The following is a 10678-nucleotide window of genomic DNA, read 5'->3' as shown; positions in this document are numbered from 1 at the left end:
ACGGCACGCCCTACAGCGAAACCACCGCCTTCCCCACGGCGCCCAAGCTCGAACTAAGCATCGCGGCTTGACCTACTAACCCCATCGGATGTCTTGACCTGCGGCTACACAGGATGAAAGAGGTTCAGTCGTGCCTACGTGAAACAGCACGACCGCGGACGTGAGCAGCCCGAGAGCCATTAGGGCTGCCACCGCAAGTCTTCGCCGGCGCCCACGGAAGCGGTGGGTCTCGTCCCTGACCGTAGGGGGGTGCTCATCCACGATTACAGGGTGACCAACCGGAGCAGCCGGTTCCGCAACGACACGCGTGCCCTACAGGACCAGTGTCGTGAGCAGCGGTCGACAGGGAAGGTGTCAGCCCCGCGCGCTTCGGCGGCGCAGACCCCCAGGAAGCACTGAGAGTGAGGCATGAGGTGTTCCTCAAAGCGTGGGGACAAGCCAACCTTGCTCCGTGCGACCCGCTCACTGGCGGGGTCGTGAACGCCGTCCATGAGATTCCCCCACCTTCCCGGTCGGGTGAAGTGCAGAGAAGGTCGACGGAGTATCGGCCCTGCGGGCTCTTCGCGAACTCGCCGCTACCCGTGAAAACCATCCACACCTTCACAGGCCACCGACGGTCCAAGAAGCCGTGTGTGATCGCCGAAAAGCCGATCCCCGCCGTGAACCCCACATAGCCGATCGGGAGGTCGAGCAGGACCGTTGTGCACGCGAGTATCACAGCCATGACCAGGTGATACACCGCCACATGGGCAATCAGCGCCCGCCAGGACTCCTTGGCCTTCACTCCATCGGCGCCCGGCTCAGGGCGGCCTTTCGCCGCAGCCTGCTTGTCCGTTTGCCAGCAATGATCCGCCCAGACGTGAGAGGCGAACAGCACCGCGAACACCGCGCGGCGAAGGTGGCTGCCGATGTCACGCGACCGTCACCCCCGCGGATGCAATCCGGGACGCGGCGCTGACGTTGGACAAGCGAGACAGTCGCGGCCGCCAGCGAGCACGACTCGCCGCCCAGGCCCGGCTCCAGATCGAGACACGATGGAAGGTGGACACGCTGTTCGCCGCGTTAACCCAGTGATCCCCGACCGAGTGGGCGATGAACAGCGCGATGGACAGCGCGGCGAACACGGCGGCGGAGTCGGGCATGATGAGGCTCCCTGGTCTGTGACGGGCTGGGGAGGGATGAGGCGGCCGGTCGCCTGGCAGTGAGTCGGCCGCCCTGCCCGGTCAGCGCTTGAAGGTGAACGTGATGTCGCCGTTGTGGGTGCCGCCCGAGACGCCGTAGTGGTCGCCCTCAACGACGGCCGGCTGCGCGGCCTCGGCCTCCGCCGCCTCCCTGGCACGGAAGTCGGCGTACAGCGCGTCCGCCTGCGCCTGGACCCACGTCTCGCGGTTCGTCGTTCGCCATGGTGATCTCCTGTCTGATCGGGCTGGTCGGATCGGTGTGGTGGGTCAGCGGCCGAGGTGGCGCCGGCCGCTGTCGTACATCCGGCGCACGGAGCTGTGCTTGTCCGGGTCGCCGAGCACCCGGCGGGCGATCTGCGGCCAGGACATCTGCTCTTCACCGCGGGCCTCGTGCCCGTCGCGCAGCTGCACGACGAGGACGGCCGCGCGGCGCTCCAGCAGCCGGACCAGGTCGGTGGTGTGCCGGGCGACCTCGGCGAGGGAGGCGCCGTCGGGGGCCACGTTCTCGGTGGTGCCGAGGGCGGCGAGCGCGGCCTCGAGCTGGTCGCCCTCGATGGCGGCGGTGAGGTAGCCGCGGGGGTCGTCCTTCGGCGCCCAGGTGATCTCGGCCTTGTAGCCGGCGGTCTTGGTGACGGTGACGCTCACGGAATTGTCCTTCGTGAGGTGGGTGGGTCAGGCGAGGTGCTGGGCGGCGGCCGTTTCCAGCGCCTCGTGCGCGATCCGGGCGGCGGCGCCGGCCGCGTCGACGGCCTGGTGGTCGCCGGACGGCGCGTCACCGACGGCCACGGACGCGGCGACCAGGTCGACGGCCAGGTCCTGGAGGTGGGCCGGGACTTCGGAGAGCCGGACACCGGTCAGGGCCTGCGTCACGGCGGTCCGGGCCGTGTACCGGGAGGCCCGGGCCTCAGCCGTCTCCGGCTCGCCCTCGCGGCGGGCGATGTGCTTGAGGAACTGGGCTGCCCGGTGCGCGGTCGCCGCGCCGAGGAGCTGGGCGACAGCGGCCCGCTGCGCCTGGCGGTCACGGTGCCGGCGGCCCGACACCGTGGTCAGGTGCTGCAGCGTGCCGGTCAGGGCGACGCCCAGCAGCGTGCCCAGTACCGCGATCAGCGTTGTGATCACGTGCCCTCCTCGGTCACCCGTCGATGCCTTGCGCTTTGTGCAAGGCAACTATGGCACGCGCCTTTGCGTAACGCGCAAGGAGATTGGGGGGCGCGCGGTGGGCGAGTCGACACAGAGATCAACGCGCTGCCGCCGATTTCAGACCGGGAGCACCCCGTCGGGCGCAAGCATTCGCGTGCCCGCCGGCTGAGAACCCGTCTTCGAGCCGCCGAGCAGCGGGTCTGCTTCCTGACGAGCCTTGGAAAAAAAGTTGTGGGCCGCTGTCGATCCGGTCGCGTCCCGTTCGACGTCATGATGGGCGGCGGCTCGCCGCACGGTGACGCGACAACCCGACGAGGAACCACGTGGATCAACTGCTGAGAGTCATGAACTTCAACGTCTCAAGTGACGGAATCGGTGCCGGTGAGCACCAGAGTCTTGAGAGTCCGTTCGGCCACGACCATCCCGAGAGGCTGTTCGCCTGGGCCGGGGCCACGGCGAGCTGGCCCATGCGCACCGCCCCCGGGGGGAGCCGGGGCCTCGACGACTACTTCACGCGAGACTTCGCACGCAACATCGGTGCCGAGATTATGGGCCGCAACAAGTTCGGGCCCCAGCGCGGGCCCTGGCAGGACCATGAGTGGCGCGGCTGGTGGGGGCAGGAGCCCCCGTTCCGCACGCCGGTGTTCGTCCTGACCCACCACACGCGTCCGTCGTTCACGCTCTCCGACACCACCTTCCACTTCGTCGACGGCGCCCCGGCCACGGTCCTCGAACAGGCGCGGGAAGCGGCACAGGGCCAGGACGTCCGACTCGGCGGCGGGGTCACCACCATCCGACAGTTCCTCGACGCCGACCTCGTCGACACCATGCACGTGGCGGTCTCACCGGTGAAACTCGGGTCCGGACTACGCCTCTGGGAGTCCCCCGAAGAGCTGCTCGACCGGTTCCACCTGGAGGTCGTGCCCAGCCCGAGCGGCGTGACGCACCACCTGTTCTGGCGAAGGTGACGCAAGGACCCACTCGGGGGGGCGGCTGAAAAGGTGGCTGGTCGACCTCGCCCGCGTCGGCGTCGACGGCCGCGCCGTCGACGCCGAACGGCTCCCCAGCCCGTTCACGCCGACCGGCGAGCGCCCGACCGGCCCGGCCTGGTACGCCACCCCCGCCGTCGCCTACGCGGTGGAGCTCGGCTTCGACGTCGCGCCGATCGAGGCGTACGTGCGCACCCAGACCGGTCGCTACCTGGACCCCTGGTACAAGCGGCTTCGCGACGCCTACGTGGACACGATGGCCGACCTCGGCGTCACCACCACCATGGGCGGGAGTGAGTTCCTGGACGCGATGGCCCGCTCCAAGGACGCCGACCCGGCCCTGAACCTGGTGCTCAAGGCGATCAAGGCCACGGCGAAGGGTGGGATCGGCAAGCTCCGTCAGCGCAACCGCGGCCAGGTGCCGTCCTACGAGCCGTGGCCGGCCCTGGAGCGCGCCACGTGGCGCCCCGACATCCGGGCCGCCGTCCTGTCCTCGGTCCGGGTCAGCATGCACCGCAAGATGATGAAGACCGCCGCCGCGGCCGGCGTCTACCCGGTCGCGATCGGCACCGACGCCCTCGTCTACCCCTCACCCGGCCCATCCCCGCTCGACTTCCTGCCCCACACGCTCGAAGGAGAGCCCGCCAGGGGCACGTTCCGGCTCGGAGTCTCACCCGGCCAGGTCAAGCACCAGGGCACCCAGACCGTCCTGTGGGCGGAGCAGCAGTTCGAGGAACACGGCGGCGTCTTCAACATCGCCAACTTGGTCAAAGTGTAGGTACTCAGAATCCGCGTCATGTTCTCGTGAGCGATGACCTCTGAAAAGCACTTGTGACGCGAATCTGAGATTCCCGCCCGGAATGATCACCCTTTCGGGCGATCGAAAGTGCGTGTGATCGTTCGCACCCCAGTGCCCGTGCAACTGTCCTGCGATCAAGGACGGTTACATGAGCACTGGGGTGGACGGTGGATGCAGAGGTGTGTGTTCGGCTTGCCGAGGGTGAGGCGTCCGAGGGCCTCGCCTGGGAGTCGGTGCCGCTGGAGATGTTGTACGCGGCTGAGACGTGGCGGACGTTCCGCTGGTACATGGGGCAGAAGCACTACTCGGGTTCGTACTGGTCGAGTACCCAGTCGGATCACGTGATCTACGAGTCGCGATTGGAGCTGGCACGGCTGCTCTATGCCGACTTTGACCGGGATGTGACCGCGATCCTGGCCCAGCCCTTCTTGCTGCGGGCCGAGGTGGACGGCGTGCTGCGTCGGCACATCCCGGACTACCTGATGGCAACAACAGTTGGCCCGCTGGTCGTTGACGTCAAGCCGCGCCACCGGGCGGCCAAGCCGGAGCACGCGTTCACCTTCGCCTGGACCCGCGAGGCGGTCGAGTCCCGCGGCTGGCGCTACGAGGTGTGGAGTGAACCGCCGGACGCCGAGTTGGCCAACGTCCGGTTTCTCGCGGGTTACCGCCGTGACTGGCTGTTCGAGCCGGACCTGACCGAGGAGATATCCGACCTGGCGGTGGGGGAGGAGTCACCGCCTAAGACGCATGGTGTGATCGCTCGTTGAACCATGCATGACGGATCTGGTGGAGCGGTTGGTGCCGGGCGAGTTGTGGACGCTGTTTCGGCGGGTGGTCCCGCCGACGGATGTCATACGCCCGCAGGGTGGTGGCCGCCGACGGGCCGGGGACCGTGAATGCCTGGCGGCGATCATTTTCGTCGCAACCTCGGGCTGCACCTGGCGGCAGATGCCGCCGGTGTTCGGGCCGGCGTGGCCCACCGTCTACCGACGCTTCGCCCAGTGGAGCCAAGACCGAGTCTGGGCCCGGCTCCACCGCGTCATCCTCGACGAACTCGGCGCTCAGGGCGAGCTGGACTGGTCGCGGTGCGCGATCGACTCCGTCAGCATCCGGGCCGCAAAAGGGGGCCACTGACCGGACCGAATCCGACCGACCGCGGCAAGCCGGGATCGAAAATCCACCTGATCTGCGACCGGAACGGACTGCCCCTGTCTCTGGGTATCTCGGGCGCCAACATGCACGACAGCCTCGGCCTTGAACCGCTTGTGCGCGGGATCCCACCCATTCGATCCCGCCGCGGCCCACGGCGACGAAGGCCAGGCAAGCTCCACGCCGACAAGGGCTACGACTACGACCACCTGCGCCGATGGCTCCGTAAGCGCGGCATCCGCCACCGCATCGCACGCAAGGGCATCGAGTCCTCACAGCGGCTCGGCCGACACCGCTGGGTCGTCGAGAGAACCGTGTCCTGGCTCGCCGGCTGCCGTCGCCTCCACCGCCGCTACGAGCGCAAGGCCGAACACTTCCTTGCCTTCGTCGGCATAGCCGCAGCCCTCATCTGCCACCGCCGACTTACGACTCTCCTCACGGCCTGAGCCGGTTCTGCTGTACGTCGAAGCAGACCAGCCCCATGGACTCCGCCACGGCTGCTGCGTAGGCGGACGCCTCCTCGGCCATGCTCCAACGCATGGGGAAGTAGATCAGCGGACCCCTGGCTTCGCCGATCAACGGCCCCGTTGACCAGGGTGAGGTGTCCTCCTCGTCCTCGGTGAGGTCGCACCACCGCTCAAGCAGCGCTGCCACATAGGTCGCTATGCGTTCGGATGCGGGCTCTTCCACCTCGCTGCCGATGTAGCGGTCGTACAGGTCGTTGAAGACCCGGGCGGCAGTCTTGTCATCCGCCAGCCTATCACCTTCCCAGACAGCAAGGTCGTAGCTCATGCCAGGAGGCTTTCATGCTGCTCTGACAGCCATAAGAAACGACGTCTAAGCCCTGCGCCTCGCCGCCATCACCAAATCCGGGAACCCCCATGCCCCACAAAAGCCTGCGGCCGCGCCCGACGGCCGCACCGCCCGGCATACCGTTCACCGCCGCCCTGGGGCGCTCCCATCTCAGCGCCCCGCAGCTGGTGCGGACCGTCAACGTCAAGCTGGAGGCGACGGGCCTGCCCGCCCTGCACCCCACCGCCGCCTACAACTGGTGCACCGGGTCCATGCCCCGCTCACCCCAGGTCCGCTCGCTTGTGGCGCTCACCCTGTCCGAGGCCACCGGCACCACGGTCACAGCCGACGAACTCTGGGGCCCGTCCACCCGGCCCCGGCCCGTCCTGTCGGCTGCCGACGAACTTCTCGGCCACCGCCGCCTGCCCGACGTACTCAACGCCGCTGCCCATTGGAGCGCCGAAACCACCGTTCACGCCGACACCCAACCCCAACCCGCCGCCCCCACCACCCTGTTCACAGCCGTCTGGGATGCCACACACCAGCCCCCGGGCTCGGCCTGCGGCATGCGGCGCTCCGTACCCCTCGCTCGACGGCACGGCCGCGCCCAGCGGTGTGCCGCTGCTCCCGGCGCACCCTGCGACCTGCGACGCGGTGGCGGACCTGCTGGGCTGCGAGGGCGGCTGGCACACACCCGAACCGTCCCGCACCGGCGCGACGCTGCTCGCCCGGCACCCGGGGACCCCCCAAGCACTGGAGGAACTCCTGACCACTTCCTGACGCCCCGGCAGCCGGGCCAGCACACGCCGGTGCGGCGGCCCGGGCCCGACCGGCTCCCACCCGGACACACCGCAGTACCGCGGTGGGCACTCATCCGGCGCGGCGCGGCGCTGCTCCAGGCTCCGGGGGCCGGTGTCAGAGGGCGGTGAGGGTGCTTTCCACCACGCCGAGCAGGGCGTCCCTGTCCTTCTGGAGCCGGGTGAGCACACGCAGTCCGTAGTACGTGCTGAGAATCTGGCGGGCGAGTGTCCCGGCGCTCCGCTCCGGGAGTTCTCGCTGGCGCGCTGCCCCCGGGCGATGGTCTCGGTCCGCGCCCGCTCGACCGTGGTGAAGTGCCGGCGGACCTCCTCCCGTACGTCGGCGTCCGCGTCGCCTATGTCACCGCGGTCAGCGTCGCGTAGACCACTACGTTGCCCAGGTAGCCGGTGTCCTCGGAGTAGCCGCCGCCGCAGGTGATCAGCCGCAGTTCGGACCGGCCGGAACTGCCGTAGACCTTCGCGCTGGGGAACTTCTTCTTGTCGTAGAGTTCGACGGCGCGGACGGCGAACACCGCTGTCCGCCGGTCCGCCCTGCTGATCTCGATGGTGGCGCCCTCGGTCAGGTCGCCGAGGTGGTAGAACACACCGGGGGCGCCGGCGGGTGTGTCCACATGCCCGGTGGCGATGGCCGTGCCCGCCGAGCCGGGAGCGATGCCGTCGCCGTACCAGCCGGCGAGGCCGGGTTCCTCCGGCGGCGGGGTCCGCAGCGCCCCCGCCGCATCGAGGCCCACTCGTGTCATCGGGGCGTCGACGCCGATGACGGCGATCCGGATCCGGACCGGATCCGCGGGGGGCAGCGGACGGACCGTCGGGGGAGGGGAGAGGGCGGCAGAGGCGGAGAGGGCCAGGGCCGCCGGAGGCCGCGGTGGCTCCTCGTCGTGGCCCCCGCTGATCAGCAGCACCGCGCCTGCCGCCATCGCCCAGCCCAGGGGGACCACCGCGGGGAGGAACGTGCTCAGGGGAGTGCGGGTCCGGCGGCCGGATGCCATCGCGGTCGAGCCTCTTCTTCGCGGCGGATGCGGGGTGGCGGCTGGAGCGTGGAGCACGCGGCGAGTGGCCCGCGCCGTCATCGGGTCCCTCCCGTTTCCGGAGCCCGGCCGCGGGCCGGAACGGATGCGACCGGCCAGCGGACTCGGGCGGTCAGGCGCGGTCACCGTTCGGGCGGCGGCAGATCCAGACCACACCGGCGGCGGCCGTGAGGAGCAGCCCGGCACCCAGGCCGAGCCCCGTGCCGGAGTCGTCGGCCGGACCGAAGCCGGCGTCGACCGAGCCCTCCGGAGTGCGGCCGGTGATCTGGTACGTCTCCGTGACCTTGGTCAGTGGCGGACACTTCAGGGTGACCGTGTCGCTGCCCGGGCCGGTGCCTTCCGGGATCTGGAACTGCCCGGTGAGCACGCCCTCCTCGTCGCCCGCGAAGAGGTGGAAGTCTCCTCCCGCCTCCGACGTGCCCTTGCCGTAGTCCGCGTCGGGGTCGCAGGCCCTCGTACTGACCGTGACTATGGACCCCGGGGAGGCGTTCCACGGATCGATGCTGATCTCCGATTCGTCAGCGGCGGCAGCGGCCGAGATCTGCAGTACCAGAGCACCCAGAGCCAGCCCGATACTTGCACCCATGTGTGTGTAACGCATGCGGATCCTCCAACGGGCAGTGCCCGGCCTGTCTGCGCGGCGACTCTTCTGTGTTCCGCTCACGAGGCAACCGACAGTCCGTCAGTCCCGCAACCCGACACATCACCAGGTGTGTCACCCGGTCAGGCGCAAAGGCGACCCCGCCTGACCGCTTACGCAGGTCACCGGGGCGAAGACCAGTGTCACGCGTCACCCGCCGCCCCGTCCCCATATCGGTGAAGCCGACCGCGCGGCCTCGCACGGCGTGGGTGCGCCTCAGGACGGGCTGATCGTGGAGGGAGGCGGACTCCAGGTACTGGGTGTGGCCGTTGGGACACGTCAGGAGCGGGGGGAGGTGTCCGGCGGATGAGTAGTGCGCTTCCCGTGGGCCGTCGGGCAGGCCTTTGACGACGGCGTAGGCGCAGGTCGCGGTGGAGTGCGGGTACAGGGTGAGGGTCGCGAGGTCGAGGCGGCGCAGCACCTCCGCGGGCCGGTCCTGGCAGTCGACGGCGATGCCGCGGAGCATGTTGCGCAGTTGGCTCATCGTCACGGCGGCGTTCAGATCATGCCCGGCCACGTCTCCGATGACCACGGCCGTGTCGCCGTCGGGCAGGGTGAAGGCGTCGAACCAGTCAAGGCCGACCTGGGCGGTGGTACTGGACGGGGCGTAGCGTGCGGTGATCTCCATGGACGGGATGTGCGGGAGGCGGGGCAGCAGGGAACGCTGAAGGCGCTCGGCCGCGGTACGGGTGTGCTGGTGCAGACGGGCGTTGTCGACACTCAGCGAGATGCCTTTCACAAGGTCGGCGACGAGGAGCGCGTCCTGTTCGGTGAAGGGGGCGTCGTGGCCGGTACCCACGACGATCAGGGCGCCCAGCACCTCGCGCCGGGCCCGCAGCGGCGCCATGATCGTGCTGCCGGCGCCCAACTGCTCGAACAGCCTCAGCTGCCGGGCGTCCAAGGCGCTCTCCGCCTGGTCCGGTGAGGGAATGTCGGTGATCAGCAGGGGTCCCGCGCCATTCAGTACCCGGGCCAGCGGGCCCCGCGCGTTCTCGGACACCGGGGGCAGCCTGCCGAGGTCCACCCCGGCGCTCAGCGCCTGAGGCTCGCGGTGGACGACACAGACCCGCTCGACATCCCCGTGCTCGCCGAGCAGGTCGACCACGCACCAGGCGGCCATCCGCCGGGTGAGGACCTGGCACACCCGGCGCAGTCCCTCGCGCAGGTCGAGTGTGCTCGACAGCGCGCTGATGGTGTCGGCCAGCAGGCTCAACCGCTCCCAGGACCGTGCCGCCTGCTCACCGTCGGCCCGCGGCGCCGCTGCCGCGCCGGCATGCAGCCGTACCGCCGGCCCGGGCCCGGAACGTGATACCGGCCGGTCCTCCCCGGGAGCCGTCGCCCTGGGCATGAACTGGCCGATCCGTACCGTGCGGCCGTCCACCGCCTCCTGGCTCCGGACGTGCAGACGCACAGGGACCAGGCTGCCGTCGCGGTGCAGCGCCGGAAGGGGGATGGACCGGCCCATGATGCGGGACCGGCCGGTCAGCCGGAGCCTGGTGAACCCGGCACGATGACGCTCGCGCAGATGCTCCGGGAATCAGCACGGTCAGCGGTCTGCCGATCAGCTCGTCGGTCTGCCATCCCAGCAGGTCGGCCAGAGCGGCGTTGGCCGCGATGATCCGGCCGCCGTCGTCGGCCGCGACAGTCGGGACATCGCTGTCCTCGACATCGCCGGCGTCCCACGGCGCCAGTTCGACGAAGGTCGCGTCCGGCACGCCGGGCAGCAGCGTCCACGCGGTGGGCGGACCTCCGGAGAGCTGGGTGACCAGATGGTCGAGCACCCATTGGTAGTGGCTGCGCACGTGCGGCGGAGCCGGGAGGGTGAGCAGGGACCCCAGCTGCGCCGCCGCGTAGCCTTGTTCGAAAACGTGCCGCAACGTGTCCACGGCGGGCGCGGTCTCCAGCGGGAAGGCGATGTCCAGGGTCATCGTGACGCCACCGGTGACCGTCTCCTCCAGCGCGGATGACACGCACGCGTTGATCACATTGGCCACATCGTTGGCCACGAGCAGCGCGGGGCCCGACACTCCGGCGTGCTCCTCGACGTGTGTGGTCAACATCAGTTCGCGCAGCAGCTCGTCACCGTGCTGCTGCGCCGCGCGGAACACGATGTAGGGCATGTCGACCAGTGTCACGACGGCG

General features: G+C 69.8%; 12 protein-coding genes and 1 pseudogene. 5 read left to right on the top strand and 8 right to left on the bottom strand.

What is annotated here, in order from left to right; genetic code table 11:
- Positions 1–911: 911 nt before the first annotated feature.
- From AB0E62_RS39460 to AB0E62_RS39450, 3 genes are all read right to left on the bottom strand, one after another.
- Positions 912–1142, bottom strand: coding sequence for a hypothetical protein (locus AB0E62_RS39460; RefSeq protein WP_362205802.1), 231 nt, complete (start codon positions 1140–1142; stop codon positions 912–914).
- Between the two features lie 306 nt (positions 1143–1448).
- Entirely contained in the window at positions 1449–1826 is a 378-nt protein-coding gene (locus AB0E62_RS39455) for a hypothetical protein (protein WP_362205799.1), read from the bottom strand.
- Positions 1827–1853: 27 nt separating this feature from the next.
- Entirely contained in the window at positions 1854–2300 is a 447-nt protein-coding gene (locus AB0E62_RS39450; protein ID WP_362205796.1) for a hypothetical protein, read from the bottom strand.
- Between the two features lie 344 nt (positions 2301–2644).
- Here AB0E62_RS39450 and AB0E62_RS39445 point away from each other — a divergent pair, with 344 nt between their 5' ends.
- The 4 genes and pseudogenes from AB0E62_RS39445 to AB0E62_RS39430 all read left to right on the top strand — a co-directional run bounded on the left by AB0E62_RS39445 (position 2645) and on the right by AB0E62_RS39430 (position 5704).
- The gene (locus AB0E62_RS39445) at positions 2645–3289 is read left to right on the top strand and encodes a dihydrofolate reductase family protein (RefSeq protein WP_362205793.1); all 645 of its coding nucleotides are present in this window, start codon (positions 2645–2647) and stop codon (positions 3287–3289) included.
- 43 nt (positions 3290–3332) lie between these two features.
- Positions 3333–4088: pseudogene (locus AB0E62_RS39440) on the top strand (transcriptional regulator); the annotation flags it as partial.
- Between the two features lie 188 nt (positions 4089–4276).
- On the top strand, positions 4277–4876 hold the full coding sequence (locus AB0E62_RS39435; protein WP_362205790.1) for a TnsA-like heteromeric transposase endonuclease subunit: 600 nt from the start codon (positions 4277–4279) through the stop codon (positions 4874–4876).
- 7 nt (positions 4877–4883) lie between these two features.
- Positions 4884–5704 (top strand): IS5 family transposase gene (locus AB0E62_RS39430; protein ID WP_362205787.1). Its coding sequence is split into 2 segments (ribosomal slippage): positions 4884–5231 and positions 5234–5704, totalling 819 coding nucleotides; the frame shifts between segments, so codons are not numbered across the junction.
- On the opposite strand, the gene AB0E62_RS39425 is transcribed toward AB0E62_RS39430, so the two are convergent.
- Entirely contained in the window at positions 5694–6050 is a 357-nt protein-coding gene (locus tag AB0E62_RS39425; protein WP_362205784.1) for a hypothetical protein, read from the bottom strand. The two genes, AB0E62_RS39430 and AB0E62_RS39425, sit on opposite strands and share 11 nt — an antisense overlap.
- Before the next feature lie 531 nt (positions 6051–6581).
- On the opposite strand from AB0E62_RS39425, the gene AB0E62_RS39420 reads away from it, so the two are divergent.
- Positions 6582–6830 carry a hypothetical protein gene (locus AB0E62_RS39420; protein WP_362205781.1) on the top strand — a complete coding sequence of 83 codons (249 nt, stop codon included), beginning with the start codon at positions 6582–6584 and terminating at the stop codon, positions 6828–6830.
- A gap of 373 nt (positions 6831–7203) precedes the next feature.
- On the opposite strand, the gene AB0E62_RS39415 is transcribed toward AB0E62_RS39420, so the two are convergent.
- The 4 genes from AB0E62_RS39415 to AB0E62_RS39400 form a co-directional block, all read right to left on the bottom strand.
- Entirely contained in the window at positions 7204–7857 is a 654-nt protein-coding gene (locus tag AB0E62_RS39415) for a class F sortase (protein WP_362205778.1), read from the bottom strand.
- A 151-nt stretch (positions 7858–8008) separates the two neighbouring features.
- Positions 8009–8482 carry a sortase gene (locus tag AB0E62_RS39410; protein WP_362205775.1) on the bottom strand — a complete coding sequence of 158 codons (474 nt, stop codon included), beginning with the start codon at positions 8480–8482 and terminating at the stop codon, positions 8009–8011.
- The gene (locus AB0E62_RS39405) at positions 8415–9749 is read right to left on the bottom strand and encodes a SpoIIE family protein phosphatase (RefSeq protein ID WP_362205772.1); all 1335 of its coding nucleotides are present in this window, start codon (positions 9747–9749) and stop codon (positions 8415–8417) included. The genes AB0E62_RS39410 and AB0E62_RS39405 overlap by 68 nt, the downstream gene beginning before the upstream one ends.
- Before the next feature lie 25 nt (positions 9750–9774).
- A partial coding sequence (locus AB0E62_RS39400) for a PAS domain-containing protein (protein ID WP_362205769.1) occupies positions 9775–10678 on the bottom strand: 904 nt, incomplete at its 5' end.

It is taken from the genome of Streptomyces sp. NPDC038707 (assembly GCF_040636485.1).
Lineage (GTDB): Bacteria > Actinomycetota > Actinomycetes > Streptomycetales > Streptomycetaceae > Streptomyces.
This window is presented reverse-complemented; position numbering and strand designations above follow the sequence as displayed.

Coding starts and splice junctions, on each gene's coding strand:
- AB0E62_RS39410 (WP_362205775.1), bottom strand. CDS start 8,482: ATGGGTGCAAGTATCGGGCTGGCTCTGGGTGCTCTGGTACTGCAGATC.
- AB0E62_RS39415 (WP_362205778.1), bottom strand. CDS start 7,857: ATGGCATCCGGCCGCCGGACCCGCACTCCCCTGAGCACGTTCCTCCCC.
- AB0E62_RS39420 (WP_362205781.1), top strand. CDS start 6,582: ATGCCACACACCAGCCCCCGGGCTCGGCCTGCGGCATGCGGCGCTCCG.
- AB0E62_RS39425 (WP_362205784.1), bottom strand. CDS start 6,050: ATGAGCTACGACCTTGCTGTCTGGGAAGGTGATAGGCTGGCGGATGAC.
- AB0E62_RS39460 (WP_362205802.1), bottom strand. CDS start 1,142: ATGCCCGACTCCGCCGCCGTGTTCGCCGCGCTGTCCATCGCGCTGTTC.